The 22825-nt window shown below is 43.9% G+C and carries 20 protein-coding genes and 1 pseudogene; 5 read left to right on the forward strand and 16 right to left on the reverse strand.

Features of this window, described 5'->3' with window-relative positions; translation table 11 throughout:
- Positions 1-98: 98 nt before the first annotated feature.
- The 4 genes from P855_RS22545 to P855_RS0114265 form a co-directional block, all read right to left on the reverse strand.
- A complete protein-coding gene (locus tag P855_RS22545) occupies positions 99-950 on the reverse strand; it encodes a transglutaminase family protein (RefSeq protein ID WP_028784201.1) in 852 nt (283 codons plus the stop codon).
- 78 nt (positions 951-1028) lie between these two features.
- Positions 1029-1991, reverse strand: coding sequence for an alpha-E domain-containing protein (locus P855_RS22550; RefSeq protein ID WP_028784202.1), 963 nt, complete (start codon positions 1989-1991; stop codon positions 1029-1031).
- On the reverse strand, positions 1984-3444 hold the full coding sequence (locus P855_RS0114260; RefSeq protein ID WP_028784203.1) for a circularly permuted type 2 ATP-grasp protein: 1461 nt from the start codon (positions 3442-3444) through the stop codon (positions 1984-1986). Before P855_RS0114260 ends, P855_RS22550 begins: the two co-directional genes overlap by 8 nt.
- Positions 3445-3543: 99 nt before the next feature.
- Complete coding sequence (locus tag P855_RS0114265) at positions 3544-4479, reverse strand: NADP-dependent oxidoreductase (RefSeq protein ID WP_028784204.1); 936 nt, start codon at positions 4477-4479, stop codon at positions 3544-3546.
- 100 nt (positions 4480-4579) lie between these two features.
- On the opposite strand from P855_RS0114265, the gene recQ reads away from it, so the two are divergent.
- A complete protein-coding gene (recQ, locus tag P855_RS0114270) occupies positions 4580-6721 on the forward strand; it encodes a DNA helicase RecQ (RefSeq protein WP_028784205.1) in 2142 nt (713 codons plus the stop codon).
- 250 nt (positions 6722-6971) lie between these two features.
- Here the strand turns inward: recQ and rbsK are convergent, their stop codons facing one another.
- The 4 genes from rbsK to P855_RS0114290 are packed head-to-tail and all read right to left on the reverse strand — an operon-like array spanning position 6972 to position 9462.
- Positions 6972-7853 (reverse strand): ribokinase, encoded by an 882-nt coding sequence (gene rbsK / locus P855_RS0114275; protein ID WP_028784206.1) that lies wholly within the window; start codon positions 7851-7853, stop codon positions 6972-6974.
- Between the two features lie 23 nt (positions 7854-7876).
- On the reverse strand, positions 7877-8374 hold the full coding sequence (locus P855_RS0114280; RefSeq protein WP_028784207.1) for a GNAT family N-acetyltransferase: 498 nt from the start codon (positions 8372-8374) through the stop codon (positions 7877-7879).
- 12 nt (positions 8375-8386) lie between these two features.
- Positions 8387-9025, reverse strand: a complete 639-nt coding sequence (locus P855_RS0114285) for a fumarylacetoacetate hydrolase family protein (protein ID WP_235062652.1) — start codon at positions 9023-9025, stop codon at positions 8387-8389.
- A complete protein-coding gene (locus P855_RS0114290; RefSeq protein ID WP_028784209.1) occupies positions 9022-9462 on the reverse strand; it encodes a GNAT family N-acetyltransferase in 441 nt (146 codons plus the stop codon). Before P855_RS0114290 ends, P855_RS0114285 begins: the two co-directional genes overlap by 4 nt.
- A 294-nt stretch (positions 9463-9756) precedes the next feature.
- On the opposite strand from P855_RS0114290, the gene P855_RS0114295 reads away from it, so the two are divergent.
- From P855_RS0114295 to kynB, 3 genes are all read left to right on the forward strand, one after another.
- Positions 9757-11205 carry an MDR family MFS transporter gene (locus P855_RS0114295; protein ID WP_028784210.1) on the forward strand — a complete coding sequence of 483 codons (1449 nt, stop codon included), beginning with the start codon at positions 9757-9759 and terminating at the stop codon, positions 11203-11205.
- Positions 11206-11315: 110 nt separating this feature from the next.
- Positions 11316-12596, forward strand: coding sequence for a kynureninase (gene kynU, locus P855_RS0114300; protein ID WP_028784211.1), 1281 nt, complete (start codon positions 11316-11318; stop codon positions 12594-12596).
- An 11-nt stretch (positions 12597-12607) separates the two neighbouring features.
- Positions 12608-13228 (forward strand): arylformamidase, encoded by a 621-nt coding sequence (kynB, locus tag P855_RS0114305; protein WP_028784212.1) that lies wholly within the window; start codon positions 12608-12610, stop codon positions 13226-13228.
- Between the two features lie 40 nt (positions 13229-13268).
- Here kynB and P855_RS21070 read toward each other — a convergent pair.
- Positions 13269-14786: pseudogene (locus P855_RS21070) on the reverse strand (BCCT family transporter).
- A gap of 122 nt (positions 14787-14908) precedes the next feature.
- Positions 14909-15085, reverse strand: a complete 177-nt coding sequence (locus tag P855_RS22415) for a hypothetical protein (protein ID WP_200865958.1) — start codon at positions 15083-15085, stop codon at positions 14909-14911.
- Positions 15086-15249: 164 nt separating this feature from the next.
- On the opposite strand from P855_RS22415, the gene P855_RS21075 reads away from it, so the two are divergent.
- A complete protein-coding gene (locus P855_RS21075; protein WP_037986086.1) occupies positions 15250-16122 on the forward strand; it encodes an alpha/beta fold hydrolase in 873 nt (290 codons plus the stop codon).
- 39 nt (positions 16123-16161) lie between these two features.
- Here the strand turns inward: P855_RS21075 and P855_RS0114325 are convergent, their stop codons facing one another.
- The 6 genes from P855_RS0114325 to P855_RS0114350 form a co-directional block, all read right to left on the reverse strand.
- Positions 16162-16620 carry a hypothetical protein gene (locus P855_RS0114325; protein ID WP_028784214.1) on the reverse strand — a complete coding sequence of 153 codons (459 nt, stop codon included), beginning with the start codon at positions 16618-16620 and terminating at the stop codon, positions 16162-16164.
- Positions 16621-16781: 161 nt separating this feature from the next.
- Positions 16782-18023 (reverse strand): aminopeptidase, encoded by a 1242-nt coding sequence (locus P855_RS0114330; protein ID WP_028784215.1) that lies wholly within the window; start codon positions 18021-18023, stop codon positions 16782-16784.
- Between the two features lie 106 nt (positions 18024-18129).
- Positions 18130-20028: an ATP-binding cassette domain-containing protein gene (locus P855_RS0114335; RefSeq protein WP_028784216.1), complete on the reverse strand. Its 1899-nt coding sequence runs from the start codon at positions 20026-20028 to the stop codon at positions 18130-18132.
- A gap of 164 nt (positions 20029-20192) precedes the next feature.
- Complete coding sequence (locus P855_RS0114340; RefSeq protein WP_028784217.1) at positions 20193-20708, reverse strand: acyl-CoA thioesterase; 516 nt, start codon at positions 20706-20708, stop codon at positions 20193-20195.
- A complete protein-coding gene (locus tag P855_RS0114345; protein WP_028784218.1) occupies positions 20708-22072 on the reverse strand; it encodes a sensor histidine kinase in 1365 nt (454 codons plus the stop codon). The genes P855_RS0114340 and P855_RS0114345 overlap by 1 nt, the downstream gene beginning before the upstream one ends.
- On the reverse strand, positions 22069-22764 hold the full coding sequence (locus P855_RS0114350; RefSeq protein ID WP_028784219.1) for a response regulator transcription factor: 696 nt from the start codon (positions 22762-22764) through the stop codon (positions 22069-22071). The genes P855_RS0114345 and P855_RS0114350 overlap by 4 nt, the downstream gene beginning before the upstream one ends.
- Positions 22765-22825 lie beyond the last annotated feature (61 nt).

Here is a 22825-nt window from a genome sequence, read left to right on the forward strand (position 1 = left end):
ATTTCAATCCATCACAAAAGGGCAGGTCAGTTAAACTGGCCTGCCCTTTTGATGAGCAGAAACTGTTTTCTTTTGTGTAAGGGTAGTACTTTCTTTCATTATTGCTCCAATAATGTGACACTTACTTTGACATCCAACGTCTGTTGACCACCCCGATAAACACCTTGCAGTGGACTGACATCCGCATAATCACGTCCGACCCCGACACGTATATGCTGTTCCAGGGTTTCTACGTTATTCGTCGGATCGAGACCTACCCAGCCGATGCCAGGTACCATGACTTCTACCCAGGCGTGTGTGGCTGCATCACCGACAAGTGCTGAATCCTCCCCTACATACAAGTATCCGCTGACATACCGGGCAGGTATCCCCTTAGACCGGAGTACAGCCAGCATGATATGCGCATAGTCCTGGCATACGCCTTTTTTGTTCGGCCAGCTCTCATATGCTTTTGTATTCACATGCGTCGCTGTCCCATCATAGATGATCGACTGGTGAAGATAGGCCATCAAATCCAATGAGAACTTTACAGGATCCGTCGGATCGCCGACCGCTGCCGTAATTTCATCGATTTGATTCTTATATAAAAAAGTGTAAGGTGTTTCGTTCAAATAAGCTAAATAATGCTTATGAAAGAGTTGAGAATGGAAAATCTGACGCATTTCATCTGTGAAATGAATCATCCGCAGGAACGGGCTTTTTTGTATGCTCACCACAGAATTGGTTATTACCTTCAAATGTTCATGCTTTTCAGGAATATAAAAAGTCTCGACATGATTACCCCATAGATCGATGTGCTCCCTCGTCATAGAGGAAGGTGTAATTTCTGTACGGTAGAATAATAAACGCTGACATTCATCAGTCCTTGGCTTCAGACGGATATGGTTCATGCTTTGATCGACAAAGTTTTCGTAATGAAAAATATTCGTATGTTCAATTTCATATTTCATGATGACAGTCCTCCAGGCACGGAAAAATTCGTTTCGTACTAACGTATGATAGAGTTATCCTTATAGTACCCGCCTTCCTCATTTTATTTCGACAGGTTCAATCAGGTAGTAGGTTTCCGAGAAAACCCGGCTGACCTGGATGCAGCGGTTTTGGAAGTGGTCCAGAAACCCCATCAGCTCCTCCATCGACATCTCTTCCAAATCGAAAGAAGTCACTTCCTGTTGAATGGTTTCCAACAGCTGAAACAACCGTTCAGAGTAATGATGGATCTCACCTTTTTCAAGCTTATAGATTGTTTCCATCACATGATCGACACAATAGCGTATAGAACGAGGGAACTTTTCTTCTTCGATAATGAAATGCAGGACATGCATCGCATTCATTTTAGGTGGGTATTCTTTAATATAGGCATCATAACCATTCACCAGCCTCAGAGCAGCCAGCCAGTAATAATGATGGTTGATAGAATCTTGCTTTTCCTTTCTGGCTTTCTCACAAATAACATTTAAAATTCTTGCTGTTTTCTCTGCCCGTTCCAGCCATTTGCCTATTTTAATGAATGAATAGGAAACGCCACGTGTCATCGTTGACTCAATAACTCCTTGGGAGGTCATCGACGTCATGGTAATCGTATGCAGGAAATTCTGGATTTCATGGATAGTGAAGTCACTGCGGCGAACCGCTGGCAAATCCAGATAAAACCGGTTCAGACCTTCCCAGACCCCTTCCGGAATGATATCCCTGGTTGCCCGGGCATTTTCCCGCGCATAAGTCATACAATTGACCAGCGAATTGATATTACCAGAATCAAATGCCACATAGTGGATGATTTCCTCCGATTTCAACTCCGGATATTGAGATTGATAGTCTGCTAAAGACGCAGTGATTTCCAACACTTCTTCCCAATCACGGTCAAGTACCTCCGCATCATTCGCCTCCAGCATATTGATCAGCTGTACATGCAGAGCCCGGGCATTATTTTCCGCTCGTTCCAAATTTCGCGCCATCCAATACAAAGAGTCAGCAACTCGGCTAAGCATGTGCATTCCCCCTCTCCTGCAGCACCCACGTGTCTTTTCCGCCGCCACCTTGCGAGGAATTGACCACCAGCGACCCCTCTTTCAGGGCAACCCTTGATAGCCCGCCAGGAAGTACGTGACTATGTGCTCCGCTCATCACAAACACTCTGAGATCGACATGACAAGGATAAAAACGGCCTCCCTGAAAAGCGGGGGCACGCGACAATTTGATTGTCGGCTGTGCGATATATTGAGCAGGTTTCTCTAAAATCTTTTCCCGGAACACAGCAATTTCTTCCTCCTCCGCATGAGGTCCAATCAGCATGTCGTAACCTCCGGAAGCACCAACGTTTTTCACCACAAGTTCATGCAGATGGTCAAGGACATAAGCACGCTGTTCTTCATCTCTTAAAAAATATGTTTCCACGTTCGGAATGATAGGCTCTTCATCTAAGTAATAGCGAATCATATCTGGAACATACGCATACATCGCTTTGTCATCAGCCACACCGTTCCCTATGCCGTTCACAATCGCGACATTTCCTTTCTGATAAGCACGCAAGAGACCGCGCACGCCCAACACTGATTTCGGATCAAAGGCATCCGGGTCTAAGAAATCGTCATCGATCCGCCGGTAAATGATATCGACCCGCTTCAGCCCGCGAATCGTCTTCATATAAACAATATCATTCCGTACCACCAGGTCACGCCCTTCAACCAGTTCAATCCCCATTTGCTGGGCAAGGAACACATGATCATAGTAAGCAGAGTTGTAGCTGCCCGGCGTCAAAAGCACCGCACACGGCTGTTCCGGTGATAAAGAATTGGCAGGAACATGCATGATCAGAGCTTGATGCAGTTCAGACAACTGATGCTCAAGGGTTTCAATCGCATGTTCAAAAAATAATTCAGGGTAAACCTGCCGCATTACATACCTGTTTTGGAAGACGTAGGACATGCCGGAGGGGTTTCGTAAATTATCTTCCAGCACCCGGTATTCCCCGTGTTCATCACGAATCAAATCGATACCAGCTAAAAAAATATGATTTTGATACGGAATGTTCAAACCTGAGGCTTGTTCATGATAGTAATATGGGTTTTGCTCCACCAGTTCGCGGGGGATGATGCCATCATTGATGATTTCCTGGTCATGATATATATCCTCCAGAAAAAGGTTGAGCGCTTTGACGCGTTGTTTCATCCCTCTTTCTATGCGCTGCCAATTTTGTGAAGGAATGATGATGGGAACAAAATCAAATGGCATCGTCCGTTCGGTTCCTACCGAATCACTATAAACAGTAAAGGTGATGCCTTTTCTTAAAAAGCTGAGTTGAGCAGTTTCGTTTTTTTCATGGAGGACTTCAACAGAAAAACGGTGGAGCATTTGATAGAAGTGTTCGTAATGAGGCTTCGGCTGTTCTTTGTTATTCATCATTTCATCAAAAAAACTATCAGTTTGGTATTGGTCCAGCATAAAATCCCCCCTATTTTTAAGTGATATAAGGTCTTATACCCTAAAAAAGCACCAAGTAGTCAGAAAATTCCCAAACTACCTGGTGCTTCTGTTATACTATTATTTGATAGAAATAGCAATCTTTCCTTGAGCATGGTGTGTTTCACTCAGTTCGTGAGCCTCTTTCAACCCTTCTTCGGTAAAATCAAAGCGATGGCCAACAACCGCTCTTACTTTGCCTGTTTTAATCAATTCAGCAATTTTGGTTAGCTGTTCTCCATCTGGTTCCAACCAATGGAAGCCTGCTTTGATGCCTCGTTCTTTCGCTTTTTCATCCTCGGGCGGCTGTGCAACCGAAACGAGTTTCCCGCCCTCTTTCAAGACTTCATAGCTTTTCTCCTGGACCTCTCCGCCGAGGGTGTCCACTACAATATCAAAGTCCTCCAGTACTTCACTGAAATCCTCTTCCTGATAGTTGATGAACCGGTCGACTCCAAGCTCAGTCACCCAGTCTTCATTCTTACCGCTTGCGGTCGTAGCGACATATGCACCGAAATGCTTCGCTAATTGAATCGCATAGCTTCCGACACCACCAGACCCGGCATGAATCAATACTTTGTCCCCATCTTTGATATCAGAAAAGTCGACAAGACACTGCCATGCAGTCAGCCCTGCCAGTGGGACAGATGCCGCTTCTTCGTAAGTGATATTTTCCGGCATGTGGGCAAGCAGACGTTCATCAACTGCTGTATATTCGGCATATGTTCCAAGACGAGTCAAGTCTGGCCGCGCGAATACATTATCGCCTTTTTTAAATTTCGTTACGTTCTTTCCTGTATCCGTAACGACGCCAGCCAAGTCCCAGCCAAGAATGATCGGAAAATCAAAGTCAGCTTTTTCTTTCAAATATCCTTGCCGCAGTTTCCAATCGATTGGGTTGATCGAAGTTGCATGGAGCTCGACAAGCACCTGATCGTCTGTAATTTCAGGTTTATCTATCTCTCTCATTTTCAGTTGATCTTTATCTCCGTAATTGTCAATTACAATTGCTTTCATAAATAATACCTCCAAACTTTAGGTTCATGAGTATTTTTCCCCTGTCAGATTGTATTAAACATGGTACCATTAATGAAGGATTTATAAAGGATGATAGATGATGCTAGTACAAGCAAGAGAAAAATTACAAGAATATTTCGGCTACCCTTCCTTCCGGCCAGGTCAGGAAGATGCGATTTCTCAAATATTACAAGGAAACAATACGTTAGCTGTGATGCCGACAGGCGGTGGGAAATCCATTTGCTATCAAATACCAGGCCTTGTACAACCGGGCACAGCCATTATCATTTCACCGCTCATTTCTTTGATGAAAGACCAGGTGGATGCCCTTACCTCGATGGGAGTGGCAGCAACTTATATCAATAGCTCCCTGAGCATGGAAGAACAGCAGGAACGTGTGCGTGATATGAAACGCGGCCGTTATCAATTCGTGTATGTTGCACCAGAACGGTTCGATTCCTCGAATTTCTTTTATGCGATTCAATCGATTCCATTAGCACTGATTGCTTTCGATGAAGCGCATTGTATCTCACAATGGGGTCACGATTTCCGGCCTAGTTACCGCTCTATCGTTCCGTTATTGAAAAAGCTAAACAACCTTCCGACCATGATGGCATTGACAGCCACTGCGACCAAAGAAGTCATCCACGATATCCAGGAGCTGCTTCATGTGCCGGAAAACTCTGTCATCAACACAGGTTTTGCCCGTGATAATCTCTCCTTCCGCTTGATTAAAGGACAGGATAAACGGGACTTTTTACTGGATTATGCCACCAGGCGAAAGAGTGAGTCCGGAATCATTTATGCAGCCACCCGGAAAGATGTCGACTTCATTCATCAGTATTTACTAAAAAAAGGATTCCAGGCAGGAAAATACCATGCCGGCCTTACGGAAGACGATCGAAAACAAGCCCAGAACAGCTTCATTCAGGATGAAACGCTGATCATGGTTGCAACGAACGCGTTCGGCATGGGGATCGACAAGTCGAACGTCCGCTACGTCATCCATTATTCGATGCCGATGAATATCGAATCGTATTATCAGGAAGCAGGCCGTGCTGGGAGAGATGGTGAACCGAGTGAATGCATCCTGTTATTCTCCGGTCAGGACGTCAACTTGCAGAAGTATATGATCGAGCAGTCAACCTTACCGGAAGATAAAAAGTCTAAAGAGTACGAAAAACTGCAGTCCATGGTGAACTATTGCCATACCCACCACTGCCTGCAGCAGTATATCCTCGATTACTTCCATGATCCGACAGGAAGTGAACCGTGCGGGCGCTGCTCCAACTGCTTGTATGATGGAGAACGGGAAGATATGACAAAGGAAGCCCAGATGGTTTTATCCTGCGTCAAACGTATGGGAGAACGTTTCGGAGCTGGCCTGACTGCCAAAGTGCTGCGCGGGTCCGCTGATCAGAAGGTGAAAGAATTCGGTTTCGAGCGTCTGAGCACCTATGGGTTGATGTCTCAATATAAGGAAAAAGAACTGACCAGCTTCATTCATTTTTTGACGGCAGAAGACCTGTTGAATCCGGGACAGGGAAAGTTCCCGACTTTACAGCTGACACCAAAAGCAGTCGATGTATTAAAAGGCGAGAAACAGGTGTGGATGAAAATTGAGAAAGCAGCGCAACAGACCCCTGTGGACTACCACCAGGAGTTGTTTGATTCCTTGCGTCATTTGCGGAAAGAAATTGCTGACAAGCATGACCTTCCGCCATACGTCATTTTTTCAGACGCTACGCTTAAGGATTTTGCACGATATTTTCCTGCATCAAAGACAGACATGCTGGCAATCAAAGGTGTCGGGGAAAGGAAATACGAACAATATGGAGAAACTTTCCTTGCTGCCATCGAACCTTGGAAAGAAAAGCTGCCTGCCAGTAAAGCCGTCAAAGGACCGACTCCGATTTTCCAAAAGAAATCCGAGCAGGATAAATTACCAAGCTACATGATTTCTTACCGATTATGGAAAGAAGACGGCAAAGATTTGGAAGCCATTGCCCGTGACCGCGGTATGAGCGAAATCACAATTGAAAACCACCTGTTCAAAGCAGCAGGAGAAGGGTATGATTTTGACTGGGAGCAATGGTTTGATGAGGCAGTTGAAGCAGAGGTTATGCGCGCACGCGAAACGTTGGAAAAGGATGAGGGCTTGAAGGCGTTGCGAGAAGCGCTGGATAACGCTTATACTTATGCCACCATAAAAGGTGTGCTTGTGAAAAATGGTCTGATATGAAAGTTCAAAAAATGCCCTCGATGATTAATCATCGGGGGCATTTCTCAACCTAGTTGTCTAGAAAAATCCTTGCCTGTCCAGTAAATTTTATAAAATGTCTAGTAAAATTTCCAAAGTGTCTAATAAACTTTGGAAATTGTCGAGTAAACTCAATTATTGTCTTGAAAATCAACAGATCTGTCTTGTATACCTACTGTCTTGTCTAGTATTTAATCCATTTTGAAATCTAGAGCTAGAAGGGACTACCTATTTACGATTCCTTTTCTCTGATGAACTCTAGGACTGCTTGCTCTGTAGGCATGCCCCCCTGTGCTCCCGATTTTGTTACTGATAAGGCAGAACCAGCATTGGCGATCTTGCACGCCTCCTCCAGATTGTCCCCACGAGCCAGGCAAGTACTCAATATGCCACAAAACGTGTCACCGGCCCCCGTTGTATCAACGGGATTAACTGGATAGCCTGGGATTTGGACGGTCCCTTCTTTAGAATAAAACATAACCCCTTGCTTACCCTTCGTGATAAGAAGCTTGTCGTGCAGGTCTGTACTACCAGCAATCAAGTCTGCTGCTTCTGCTTCATTCGGGATTACATATGTAACCTTTTCTAACAGCTTACTGCTCAATTGCTTCGAAGGGGCTGGATTCAAAATAATTGGTACTCCAGCTTCATACGCAATTTGAGATGTTTTTTCCACAGACTCCATCGGAATCTCCAATTGAAGTAACACCATATCACTTTCAATAACCAAGTTACGATGCTCTTCTATATGTTCAGGTGTGACCCTCCCATTCGCACCAGGAACAACAATAATCCGATTATCACCCTCGGTCAATAAAATAGTAGCTGTACCTGTCGACATGTCTTTTATGGAACAAACTCCGGCAGCCGATATTTTTTCTTCTGCTAAAATCAAAGAAAGTGATTGAGCAAACCCATCGCCCCCTACAGCCCCGATCATAGAAACTTCAGCGCCGAATCGAGCAGCAGCAACTGCTTGATTAAAACCTTTACCACCAGGGTAGGTAGCAAAGGAAGTCCCGTGCAGCGTTTCTCCTTTTTGTGGCATACGATCGAATGTAGTTGTCAAGTCCATATTGATACTTCCAACCACTGTAATTTTAGGGCGCCTCATTTTATCCACTCCTCAGAATCCTCCTACAATAATTTCGCCATATAATACTCATTAACATAATCTCCATCAATCAATAAGGAGTCCCGCTTGGTGCCTTCCACTTCAAATCCTGCTTTTTTATATAACCCGAGAGCTGCTTCATTTTGAGTGACAACAGTAAGTTCAAGACGGTGGATGCCTTTTTCTTGTGCCCATGCTTCCAACGCTTGAAAAAGTTTTGAACCAATTCCATTGCCGCGAAAGTCAGCATTGATTCCGATCACTAAATAGGCAGAATGCTTCGTTCGTTTAGCTTTCCCGCCTACAGCAATCAAATATCCTGCGAGATCCCCATCAAAGTCCGCAAGAAAGATGGCAGCGTTCTCCTGAGCCTGGATACTTTTAATCATAGATTTCTGGCGTTCGATGCTTATATCTCTTTCGCCAGCCTCATAAAGCATAAAGTCCGACTCGGCTTCCACTTGCAGCATCAGGTTACGAAATCTTTCAGCATCAGCTATCTCAATATGTCTTATTTTCATGATTGCCATCCACTAACCCAGTTTGAAGGTACATTGTCCAAGTGAATCGCCATCCCACACCAACTCCATGTGATCGCCATCAGTTATGGAGCCTACTCCTTCAGGTGTGCCAGTAAAAATAATATCTCCTTCACTTGTACCTAAGTGCGTCCCGCAGTAGTCGATCAATGTCTGTAAATCAAAAATCATTTGCTTTATGTTTCCAAGCTGAACTTGTTTTCCGTTTATCATGAGGGCAAAGTCTTTTTCTTTACATATTTCTTCCCCGGGAAAAGGAATGAAATCACTGATTACCGCTGCGTTCGGAAAACCTTTTGCCATCAGCCATGGGTGTCCTTTCTTCTTTAGTTCACTCTGTACATCGCGCAAGGTAAGGTCAAGTCCAAGCGCCATACTGTCAATCAATTCATTTACCTTTATCCCTTTTTCGTAAGGCTTGCCCAGGCGTATGATTAATTCTGCTTCGTAATGAACCTTACCTTTATCTCCCGGAAGCATGATATCATCTCCAGCAGCTTTTACCAGGGACCGGTTCGGTTTAGAAAATAAAAGCGGCTTAGTCGGTACATCATTATTCAGTTCTTTGGCATGGTTCACATAATTGCGGCCAACACAATAAATATTGCGTATTTCATTCATAGGTATCATCATAGCTCCATCCTTTTTTTAAAAACATAACTTACTTTGTCATAATCCGCCTTTTCTTCGTAGAAACGATGTGCGTCAGTCCGCTGCAATCCAGAAGATAGCGCCACACTTTCGTATCCCCTCTGTTTTGCCCAGTCATGGACAAAATCCAGTAATACTTTCCCATAACCATGGGAACGGCTATTTTCATCTGTCACTAAATCACATACCCATACAAACCGGCCATAATAAAGCGTAGTCATCGGTTCAAAACCTACAACTGCTACAATTTTTCCTTCTTCATATAAAGCAAACATCCGATAACCATCTTTTTCTCTGGCTTCTGCTGCCAACTGAGCATATGTAGAAATATCAAGATGGGTTCTCAGCTGTTTGATAACGGGATAAGCTTCCAGTATGTCTTCTTTAGATTGAAGTTCTTTGAGTGATGAAGCATCCATAGCAAGGCTCCTTTTTTCTGAATATTTTCAATATCACTAGATTAACATATCTCTCCCGTTCTATGGGTAAAAAAGAATGGGCGACCCTTTATCGTAAGGATACACCGGATTATGCATGAATCCGTCGTGTAGCATAACTGAGCCCATCGAAAACATGCAGGTGTCAACAAGTACTGCCTCTTCCATTTCAGAGGGGCGTTTCATTTGTCACCTGCTGTCAAAATCAGTATAATTTTATAATTGTTCTATGAAACTATCTCGTTTAGATAATATAGATTGAAAAGGAGGAGAAACATGCCGGATCAGAATTATAATAAAGTTTTAATGGCTGGATTATTGCTTGCAGGTTCGTTCATTACTATTCTTAACCAAACACTTATGATTACGGCTATTCCTCCGATTATGCATGAAATGAACGTGTCAGCCAACTCAGCACAGTGGCTCACTACAGTCTTCATGCTTGTCAATGGAATCATGATTCCTATCAGTGCTTTTTTGATAGAGAGATTTACCACCAGACAACTTTTCATGGCCGCCATGAGTGTTTTTACTTTTGGAACGATAATAGGCGGACTTGCCCCCAATTTTCAGCTGCTGTTGGCGGGAAGAGTCATCCAGTCGGCTGGGGCTGGCGTAATGCTTCCCCTGATGCAAACCGTGTTTTTGTTGATTTTTCCTGTCAACCGCCGTGGAGCAGCAATGGGGTATATTGGACTCGTCATATCCTTTGCACCAGCGATCGGACCCGCTTTATCAGGGTGGATTACAGAACATTATTCCTGGCGCGCATTATTTCTAATAACCTTACCGCTTGCCATCATCATTATTGCGGTGGCCTATTTTATTTTGAAAAATGTTACCGAGCTTAAGAACCCGAAAGTCGATATCCCATCCATCATCCTGTCTTCCATCGGTTTTGGCAGTCTGCTTTATGGGTTTACCAGCGCAGGTAATAATGGCTGGGGCAACTCGATAACGATGTCAACTCTGGGACTCGGCGTACTCACACTGACGTTGTTCATTACCCGGCAATTACGCATGCATCACCCTATGCTTGAATTCCGCGTATTCAAACTGAGGACATTTACCATTACGACAATTATTGCTATGATCGCCTTTATGGGTCTTATCGGGTCGGAAACTTTGATTCCGTTATATATGCAGAATATGCGGGACTTCACTGCATTTGAATCCGGGCTTGTACTATTGCCCGGCGCTTTGATTTCAGGGTTTATGTCACCTGTCACTGGCCGGATTTTTGATCGGATAGGTGCACGATTACTGGGAATTGTTGGTCTGACCCTGATTACTGGGGCCTCCCTGGCCCTTTCTTTCCTGAATCCAGCGACAACCATCGTTTACTTGACGGTTATGTATGCGATTCGGATGCTCGGCCTGTCCATGGTGATGATGCCTATTACGACAGCAGGATTGAATGAACTGCCAAACAAGTTGATTCCTCACGGTGCTGCTATGAGTAACACGATGCGCCAAATTGCCGCATCGATCGGTACAGCAATCCTTGTCACAGTAATGACCACCACAGCTCAAAATGCAGCACGGCAGCCTGATGTAGCCAACCCGGATATTCACGGGGTGAATGTGGCATTCCTGGTGATTACCGTATTGTCTTTCATAGGTATTCTATTATCGATTTTCGTGAAAAAGACAGCACCACCAACTGATGAAGAACTGGAGACGACAGAACACGCCCAAAGAAAACAAGAAAAACTAGATGCCTGATCAAGATCAAGGGGGATACATGATGTGTCTCCCTTTTTATTTTGGTTGAAATAGCCCCTCCATTGGAGCGTTTCCAAATAAGAGCTATAATAAATACAGGAGGCGATTTGATGGACAATTCAAATATAACTCGTAAAGATGCGATCGAACTGGATGAACAGGATAAGCTTGCGCACTTTAAAAAGGAATTTTACATAAAAGAAAAAACTTTATATATGGATGGAAACTCGCTTGGTCTGTTATCGAAGCGGGCAGAACAAACGCTTCTTACCTCTCTGGAGGACTGGAAACAGCATGCAATCGAAGGATGGACAGACGGGGAACAGCCATGGTATTACATGTCCGAAAAGCTCGGTGAAATGACAGCACCTCTGATCGGGGCAAAAAAAGAAGAAGTAATCAACACCGGGTCCATCACCACCAACCTGCACCAACTGCTGGCCACCTTTTTCAAACCAAAAGGAAAAAACACAAAAATTTTGGCTGATGCCCTGAACTTTCCTTCCGATATCTATGCTTTAAAAAGCCAGCTCCGTCTACACGGGCTGGATCCTGAGGAACACCTGATTCAAGCGCCAAGCGGTGATGGAAGGACGCTTGATGAAGACAAAATCATCGAGCTGATGGATGATGATGTAGCTTTACTGCTTCTTCCTTCAGTTCTATACCGCAGCGGACAGCTCCTGGATATAAAGAAACTGACAGAAGCCGCTCATGAAAAAGGGATCATCGTCGGATTTGATTTAGCCCATTCGATTGGCGCACTCCCCCATGAACTTCACAAGTGGGAAGTGGATTTCGCTGTATGGTGCACGTATAAATATTTGAACAGTGGCCCAGGTGGTGTCGGCGGACTTTTTGTTCACGAAAAACATTTAGGTCAGGCACCCGGTCTTGCAGGCTGGTTCAGTTCCCGAAAGGATAAACAATTCGATATGGGTCACACCCTGATACCGGCAGAAACAGCAGGTGCCTTCCAAATCGGTACACCGCACATATTAAGCTCCGCGCCTTTAATCGGTTCCCTGGAAATTTTTGAAGAAGCAGGAATCGAAAATATTCGCAAAAAATCACTACAGCAGACAGAGTTCATGATGAAGTTGATCGAACAAGAACTGGATGGCTGTGGGTTTACGATTGCCAATCCCCGTGAAAATGAGCGGCGCGGCGGCCATGTCAGCCTGGAACATGACGAAGCGGCAAGAATCTGTAAAGCTTTAAAAGAAAAACACATTATTCCTGATTTCCGCTCACCGAATGTCATACGGCTTGCGCCAATCGCCCTGTATGTGTCCTATGAAGATGTATTAGAGATGGTCATGCGCTTAAAAGAAATCATGGAGAAGCAATCCTATAAGAAGTTTGAAAACGAACGTGGGATTATTGCCTAGGAGGTTAGAACATGAAGATCATTGATATTTCCATGTTGCTGGACCAGCAAACTCCCCCCTGGCCGGGAGACGAGCAATATGCATACAATTTAACGTGGTCGATGGAAGAAACAGGATCGGTCAATGTCGGTAGCATAAAATTGAGCAACCACACCGGCACCCATGTTGACGCTCCATTTCATTATGATGATAAAGGAATGAAAATAGCCGAACTGCCGCTGGAAAGATTTCATGGCCCGGCCGTTGTGGTTGATATCGAAGGGAAAGCAATAGTAGGTGCGAAGGATTTAACAGGTATCGATTTTTCCGGAGTATCTAAACTTTTACTCAAATCCAACAGTTGGAAGGACCGCGCTGCCTTCCCGGAAAACTATACCGTCCTCGGGGATGACCTCGGCCCGTTTTTAAATAGAAACGGCATCGATATGGTCGGTGTTGACACTCCTTCCGTCGATCCAGAAACAAGCAAAGAATTGAAAGCTCACCACAGCTTATATGAAAATGATGTTCTGATTCTGGAAGGATTGGTGCTTGATCATGTGGAGCCCGGACAATATGAACTCAGCGCCTTTCCTTTAAACATGGCAGAAGCAGACGGAAGCCCGGTCCGCGCGGTGTTGAAACAGAAATAAAATAACAATCCCAGCATCCGGAATGCTGGGATTTTCTAATTTATAAGTTTTGATCGCGAGCCATTTCCCCGGCTACCTTTGGTGCTAACCAGATGACTGGAAGTAATAAGAGGGAAACTGGTACAGCGGTTATGACAATGAATGATTGTAATGCACCGACTCCGCCTTCCCCAATGAATAATAAAATAGCTGCCAGCGTTCCCATGACTACAGACCAGAAAATCCGAAGCCACTTTTGAGGATTCCCCTCTCCTGTAACTGCCATAGCAATCGTATAGGACATCGAATCATTGGTGGTAACTACAAATAAAATAGTCAGCAGCAGGAAAAGCGGAGAAATAATTTCGCTTAACGGGAACTGCTCTGTAATCGCGAACATGGCAGCCCGTTTCCCAGCTTCATTCAATGCTTCCGATACAGAACCTGCTGTTTCTAACTCAAAGAAAATCCCTGACCCGCCAAGCACCGTGAACCAAAAGGCCGAAATCACCGGAGCCATTATTGAAATCGCAAGGATGATCTCCCTAATCGTACGGCCGCGGGAAATCCGGCTTACTAAAATCGCCATCATCGGACCATAACCGATAAACCATCCCCAGAAAAATACCGTCCATAACGATAACCACTCTTCATCGGCACGGAAGGTACTCATCGGAATGAATTCCTGGACGTAAAAACCAAATGAGGAAATAAAGTAATCAATGATAAAGCCGCCAGGACCAAATAAAAGGACAAATAGCATCAAAACAACCGCCATACGGACATTGAAACTGCTTAACCATTGAATCCCCCGGTATAAACCAGTAACCGCTGAGATAGTAGAGATGGTAACGACGGCAATAATAATCGATAGCTGGGTTCCGAAAGTATCCGGAACGCCGAATATCGTGTTTAAACCATAACTAGCCTGCGCTCCAAGAAAGCCGATTGGGCCAATTGTACCTGCTGCAACAGCAATGACCGAAAAGGCATCAATAATCTTGCCGAACCAGCTGTCCCTGAGCTTTTCCCCGAAAATAGGATAGAGGAGCGTACGGGGCTTCAACGGCATCCCTTTATAATAATGACCGTACATCATGACAACGGCGCTAATCGTACCTAATATTGCCCAGGCAAGAAAGCCCCAGTGCATGAAGCTTTGTGCTAATGCCGCATTAATGGCTTCTGTGGTGCCCGCTTCGATTCCACTGTGAACTGGTGGTACTGTCAGAAAGTGATACATTGGCTCTGCAGCTGCCCAAAATACACCGCCACCAGCAAGTAGAGTTGCCATGATAATAGACAGTCACTTCCACAAACCGATTTCAGGTTTATCCAATCCACCCATTTTGATTTTTCCTTTTTTTGAAAAAGCCAGCCAGAGACCCACAAAGAAGGTCGCAAGCATCAACAGCTGCCAAAAGGCACCGAAATAGTTAGAGGAAAGGACAAGGCCTTGGCTTACCAGTTCGGAAACCATCGTTAAATCTATAAAAGCTAATAAAATAAAAATAAGTAGCGCTCCACCACTTATAATTAAAACAGGCCAGTCAATATGCCCGTGATTTTTGTTATCCATAGTTAACTCCTTTTTATACGAATTAAAAGCACAATATCGAACTATACCAGTAATTCACTTGATTTGTAAACTAAAAAAAACCTCATCCGTTATAGGATAAGGTTTTTCAGTTAATATTATTCTTATTCAGCATCCATTTCATCCCGTTTCTCATCGGAACTTAAACGTTTCTGACACTCTTTACAAAGTTTCACTTTTTCTTCTTGTTTACTGGTCAATAATATTCCACAATTGCTGCATTTGTCAAACTCGTTCGGGTTGGCTTGAAAGCCTGTCAAATGAGATTCTGGGCCAGTCATAAAATACAACTCCTTGTTATTGTCATTCGATATAGTTTTGGTTTACCCGATTCAAGGAAAGCAAAACTTTCTCCAAGGTGCAGTGGGCTTCACACCCCTTACGTTTTAAAATACAACCAACTATATTAGAATAAAATCAGTTTCACACAGCAGGAGGAACTTCTATGTTGAGCAATTATACCAACAAAAATAAAATAGTAATGATTTTGGTGACTTCCATCATCATCGGATCTGTTTCATTTTTTATACATTCCATTCGTACCGGCTCACAGGATAATTCCAAAATTACCCCCACTTTATTTGTGCACGGGTTTAAAGGAGGTCCAGGATCCTTTAATACCATGTTAAACCGCTTCGAGAGCAACCGATTGGGAAAGAAAGAAATGGTCGTTCGTGTCTCTACTGAAGGCCGGCTTTTCATTAGAGGGAACTTTTCCGGGAGTAAGCAGCCTTTTATCCAGGTAATCTTCGAAAACGACCGCGCAGCTCTCCATAAACAAACCATATGGCTGCAAGAGATAATGAATAAGCTTCAAACTGATTATGGAATTCAGCAAATGAATATGGTGGGCCATTCGATGGGAGGTTTAGCATCTGCTAATTTTCTAGTCCAGGGCCACGGCACGTACCCGACTGTAAAAAAACTGGTGGTCATGGGCAGCCCATTCTTAGGAATCGATAAAGAGGAATATTTTGAAATGAATACCGGTGAGGCATTGCCGGATTTACGTGTGGATTCGAAAGCACTGACGGCGTTGAGAGGAAATAAGGATAGCTTTCCTGCCCATACCGAAGTCCTTGCTATCGCCGGGGTAATCGACGGAAAGTATACGACCGAAAACGCAGATAAGGTCGTGAAACAAAAAAGTTATGATGGAGGAGATGGGTTGGTAAGCGTATCCAGTGCGCTTGGCATTAAGCAGCTGGTGAAAAAAAGTAATTACCATCAGGAAGTGTTTCTCGATGCTTCAGCCACACACTCCGGACTGCATGAACATCCCGACGTTGACGAGGCTATAACTGAGTTTCTTTGGTAATACTCCTATGCCGCAATCCCCCGTACGAGCGGGGGATTTTCATTCTGCTTCAATAATGAAGCTTGCAAAATTTTCGCCTTCTACCGATACTTCCATTAACCACAGGCCGGGCTTACCTAAACTGAATTTAGCTCCACTTACAGCATCAGCGGAAATGTGGTCACCTGTGTTCTTACCGATCATTTTACTATACAATTCCCTGGCTTCGTCCGCATTTTCATGGGTGGCTGTCAATGTATATGATTTACCGACTAAACCCTCCAGGTCTCCCCAAAAATATACACTATACAACCTCCCCTGAGGACCTGCAGGAAAATCACTCTCGTCATCTTTTCCATTTTCCTTTACAATCGCAAACTTACCTTCTTTACCATAATAAGTCCGGCCATCAACTTCAAACGTTTCATCCTTGCTCCATACTTCTTTCTGCCCCGCTTCACTGGAGCATGCCAGAAAGAATAAAAGTATTATGATTACACTGACGGAAGCCTTTTTCATAGCACCTTCCACCCTTCTGTTTCATTATCCATCACTAAAACTATTCGTGAATCCCCTTAAATAAACCTTCTATTTTATCCCTGCAAACATTTCTTCTAACAAAATATCTACCAACAAAGAAAATGCCGGATGCATGCTGCACCCGGCATTTGTCTTTCTGGTTAGTCAAATTTGATGGCCCAGCTGCCTTTACGCATGACCGCTTCTGTCGTACCATCTTCCAACACGCCATCAATATCCAATTCTCCAGATCCCATCATGAAATCAACATGAGAGAGACTATCATTTACCCCATGCTTATCAAGCTCTTCTTCATTCATATCCGATCCACCTTCTAAGCTGTTTGGATAGGCTTTACCCAACGCTAAATGGCAGGAAGCATTCTCATCATAGAGGGTGTTATAGAAGATCAATCCTGATTGGGAAATCGGCGATTCGTTCGGTACGAGTGCCATTTCTCCAAGACGGGTCGATCCCTCATCTGTTTCCAATAAATGCTTTAAAGTAGCTTCGCCTTGTTCCGCTTTGTAATCAACAACTTTTCCTTCTTTGAACGTCAATGTAAAGTCATCAATCAGGTTTCCGCCATAATTCAACGGTTTTGTGCTGGACACTTGGCCATTGACCCCATATTTATGAGGAACCGTGAACACCTCTTCGGTCGGCATGTTAGCATTGAAAGGTATCCCCTCTTTTTCTGTCTTGGATGCTCCCCCCTTCCATTTATGCCCTTCCGGAAGTTCGACTTCCAAGTCTGTTCCAGGTGCTTTATAAATGAGTTTCTTATATTTTTTTCGATTCAGGAAATCCCTTGCCTGGGCAAGAATATTGTTATGTTCTTCCCAGGCAGCAACTGGATTTTCCTTATCGACTCGGACAATTTTAAAAATCTGTTCCCATAATTTAGTGACCGCTTCCTCTTCACCAGCTTCAGGAAATATCTTTTGCGCCCAAGTAGTGATCGGAATAGAAACAATGGACCACTGGATACGGTCATTCATTGTAAAGCTGCGGAAGTTTTTCATTGCCTGTGCTCCCGCCTTATTAGCTGCAGCTATTTTTTCCCCATCTATTCCTTGTAGTAGATCCGGATCGGTAGCACGGATGGATAGGATGGCAGCGCCGCCTTCCGCAAAGTAATCATACATATCGACTTTCCATTGGGGTACTTCCGATAGTGTTTCTTTTGATTCAAACTCGTATTTGGTACGAATGATGGCATCGTCGGCCCAGTTAATATGTACTGTTTTTGCCCCCATTTCGTAAGCTTTGCGAACTACAATACGGGTGAAATCCGCTCCTTCAACGGTCGAATTGACCATCAACATTTGACCCTTTTGCAAGTTGACGCCTGTTTTCAACGCCAACTCGGCATACTTTTCTAACATTTGCTGTTCTGGCATCTTTAACTCCCTCTCTCTAATAATTTATTTCCCGTTCCTATTATTCCATATATTGTATGAACAAACAAAAAAATCCGCAGTTTAACACCGCGGAAATTTTTAACAATTACTTATTTTCTAATTCTTCAACCAGTAAAGATAATTCCTCCCAGCGCTCCATTGCCTGCTCAAGCTCAGCCTCCAGGATTTCCTGTTCCTTATATAAATCCTGAACTTTTCCGAGATCACTTCCTGCTTCTGCAATGGATATTTGTACTTCTTCTATTTTTCCTTCAAGATTTGCTATTTTATCTTCAATGCCTTCAAATTCTTTCTGTTCATGGTAAGAAAGTTTCCGCTTTTGCCTCACCTTTTTTTCTGCAGTCTTTTCCGCCTGCTGTTTCTTCTCGGCAGCTTGGAGGCGTTCTGCCTGCCTTTTTTCGTCGATATATTCACTATAATTACCATGAAACTTTCTGATTCTTCCTTTACCTTCGAATGCGACCAGACGATCAGCTACTCTGTCGAGAAAATACCGATCGTGGGAAACCGCAATGACAGCACCTGGAAAATGATCAAGATAGTCTTCCAGGATACTCAGGGTTTTCGTATCCAGATCATTGGTAGGTTCATCTAAAAACAGAACGTTTGGTTCTTGCATAAGCACACGCAGCAAATAAAGACGCCGCCGTTCACCACCAGAGAGCTTCCTGATGTAAGTCCATTGCTGGGATCTAGGAAACAAAAATCGTTCCAGCATTTGCTCAGCGGTGATTTCCTGACCATCAGCAGTAGTAATCACTTCAGCTACTTGTTTGATATATTCTACCACTTTTAAACTGCCATCGATTTCTTGATGATCCTGGGTATAATAGCCAATTTTCACTGTTTCACCGATATCAATAGTTCCATTATCAGGCTCCATACGCTGCGCCATGATATTCAATAGTGTTGTCTTGCCGCTTCCATTAGGTCCGATAATACCCAGTCGTTCTTCAGGTACAATCAAATAACTGAAATCATCAATCAGCGTTTCTCCAGCAATTTTTTTTGTGATGGTATCGAGTTCAATCACTTTTTTGCCTAATCGACTCGATCCAATCGCAATATCCATATTCTGTTCCGCACTCGGACCGGATTGATTTCGTAATGATTCTACGCGCTGTTTACGAGCCTTTTGCTTAGTCGTCCGCGCTTTTGCACCACGTCTTAACCATGCTAATTCCCGCCGGAGGGTATTCTGCCTTTTTTCTTCTGAAACCCGTTCCTGTTCGTCCCTCTCCGCCTTTTTTTCCAAATAAGTTTCATAGTTTCCTTCATATATATAAAGGCTGCCTCGATCAAGCTCATAGATCAGATTGGTCACTCTATTTAAAAAGTAACGATCGTGAGTGACTACAATCAACGCACCCCGATACTGGGAAAGGAACTCCTCGAGCCACTCAATGGTTTCGTTATCCAAATGGTTGGTTGGTTCGTCCAAAATCAACAAGTCTGCTGGCTGAATAAGTGCCCTGGCAATGGCGACTCGCTTTTTCTGTCCACCTGATAATTCCCCTGTCTTTTTATCAAAGGTGTCAATCCCCAGCTTGGTAAGGATCGTTTTAGCTGCCGTGTTTGCTTCCCATGCATCATTTTCATCCATGTGCTGCTGGTTTTTTAGCAACTGATCCTGAAAGTGTGTATTTTCAGGATCATTTTCGAGGTTTTGCAAAGATTGTTCGTAAGCCCGCATCGTTTTCATTATTTCGGAATCACCATAATAAATCTGCTCCAGGACAGTCAATTCCGGATTAAGCTCTGGTTCCTGATGGAGGTATTCCATGCGAAAACCCTTAGCATGTTTCATCTCACCGGATTCTTTTGAATCCAGGCCAGCGAGCACCTTCAGCAAAGTCGACTTGCCTGTTCCATTGACTCCTATCAAACCGATTCGCTGCTCCTGTTCAATCGTAAATGATATATTTTCAAACAGGGTCTTATCCCCATATGTTTTTGTCAAATTTTCCACTTGCAAAAAACTCATATCTATCACCCTTATTATTAAGCTTGCTCTATTATAACATTGAAATCTGAAGGTTTCTTAACGGGGGGTTGAAGGGAAGGAACAAAAGAAAAACCAGATGCGACTGCTGTGCATCCGGTTTTCTACAATTATCCATCAATGAACAGTTTAACTTTACCCCGTTTTTACTCTTTCCACGGGAAGGCTGTCCCGAATTTTTTGGCCAGTTCTTTAGATTCTTTGCTCCGTTTCTTTCTTTGGTCATGGCGATCTGCTGCCCCTGCATGCAGCCATTTTTCTTCATCTGATTCTGGACGTACCGGAGGAACGGGTGTTGGTCTGTTATTTTCATCAACGGCTACCATCGAGACAAAGGCAGTGGTACATACCTTCCGCTCACCACTCAATAGATTTTCAGTTATCGCCTTTACGAAAACTTCCATCGATGTATTATGGGTCCAGGTCACATAGCTGACCAGACAAATCGTGTCGCCTTCAAATACGGGTTCTAAAAAATCAACAGAGTCTATCGAAGCCGTCACCACTGGTTTCCGGCAATGACGTGTAGCAGATATCGCAGCCACATCATCAATATATGCCATCAATTTTCCTCCAAATAATGTCCCGTGGCTATTCGTATCCGGCGGCAGGACGTGTGAGTTTTTTACTGTCAATGAATCAATACACGCTTTTTTTTCCATTACATTCTCTCCTTATCATTCTTGAGGGTATCAGACTTTGGTAGCAGGATGTTAAAGACAGCACCTTTAGCTTCTACATTATTTTGTGCAGCAATCTTTCCTCCACTACGTTCAATAATCGCTCTGGAAATGGCTAATCCCAGTCCGGTTTCTCCTTCTTTCCCTTTGATAAATCGTTCAAATAATTGCGGGAGAATTCCTTCAGAAATACCCGTACCGTCGTCCTTAACTGCAATCAGTATATGATCTGCAGTTTCCCTGGTCTTTATTTGCACCCTGGAGTCCGCATGACGGATCCCGTTAGCTATAATATTAACCAGGGCTTGCATCACTTTTTCGGGATCTACATATAGGTTGTACGATACTGGCTGTTCATAATCAAGCTCTATCCCTTTTCCTCTGGCAAGTGGGTACAGCCCTTCTTTGGCTTGTTCAATCAATGCATGAATATCAGTATCTTCCGGATGATAAACATTTTCATCACTATCCAGTTTAGCCAATAAAATCATTTCATTCACAATTTTCTTCAGTCTTTCCGTTTCCTTGATCATGACAGACAATCCTTTATCTGCCGCTTCTCCCTCGAACACTCCATCACGGATGCCTTCAGCATAACCCTGAATGGACATCAATGGTGTTTTCAATTCATGGGAAGCGTTTTGGAAGAACTGTTTCTGAGTACGGATATAATTCTCTAACTCAGCAGCCATGGTTCGGACACTATGTTCGACCTCTTCTATTTCCCCGCTCGCTTTCACTGGTTTAAGGTCCTGGAATTTACGATGCTCAATTTTCTTAAGTTCTGTTTTCAGCCGGATTAACGGAGTTACCAGTCTCCGGTTCATAAAATGACTGATGCCGACAGCGAGCAATAAGCCTATGAATAATACGAAAATCATCCGCCACGCAAACATCGTTTGGACAGCCTGTAAGTCTCTCAACGGCGTAGCTAATACCAGGATGACACCATCTGCCTGCGGGGTGAAGGCAATATCGTAGACGACAAAGTCCTTCCCCTGGCTTTCCCAGAGATCTTCCTCATGTAATGTCTCATCATATTGACTTGCCCAGGCAGCAGCAGTTTCCGGTGGTAAAGTAGAAAACATGATTTCACGCTTGCTGCGATCAAACATCAACACCCTGAATTCACTATCCCTTAAAAGCTGCGATAACTGATTGACTTTTAGAGGGCTATCTTCTTCGTTAAGTAACTCTATCAGCAATTCCCCTCTGCCTTCCAGCTGCCGCTTTTCATCTTCAATCAGCATGTTGAGGATCAGGGAATAAAGGATGAAAGCAGTAATCGACATGACTATGATAATTAATGTTGTGAATGCGGCATTCAGTTGATGAAGCAGTTTCATGGCTGTGCGCCATCTTTTTTAAGCCGGTATCCATATCCCCAAACCGTTTCTAAAGGGATGTCGGTCAGCTTTTTTCTTAAACGCTTGACGAGATCGTCTACAGCTCGGTCACTGCCGAAGTAATCGTCGCCCCAGATTTGTATCAGCAGCTCTTCCCGGGAAAAAGCACGGTTGGGATTTTGTGCAAGCAGCTTCAACATATCGAATTCTTTCGCGGTCACTTCCACCTCTTCCCCACTCCAAAAAGCACGGCGTTCCTCCATATAAAGTGCCAGGTTGTCCACTTGGAGTGTTTCCTTCTCAGATGGAAACGCTGTTTTATTCATCGCTTCCCACCGGGTCAGCTGCCGTTTTACTCTGGCCACTAATTCCCGCGGGCTGAACGGCTTGGTCAAATAATCGTCACCCCCGAGTTCCAACCCTAATATCCGGTCAATTTCGTCATCTTTAGCAGAAATAATGATAATGGGGACTTGTGAGTTTTGGCGCACCTGTTTGCAAAACTCATAACCATCCATTCCTGGCAGCATGATATCGAGCACCCATAGGTCAGGCGGATCCTGTTGGAATAAATCCCATGCTGCTTCCGCTGATTCCATCTCATTAACCTTATAACCGTCTTTCTCCAAATAAGCTTTGACAATATCGCGGATATTCATATCATCTTCAACAATTCCAATCGTTCGCTTCATGTAAAAGCCTCCTTATCCTACCTGACTGCCTCTATTTTCCCACATAGATTGGGTGTTGTTC

Source organism: Thalassobacillus devorans MSP14 (assembly GCF_000496835.1).
Taxonomy (GTDB): domain Bacteria; phylum Bacillota; class Bacilli; order Bacillales; family Halobacillaceae; genus Thalassobacillus; species Thalassobacillus devorans_B.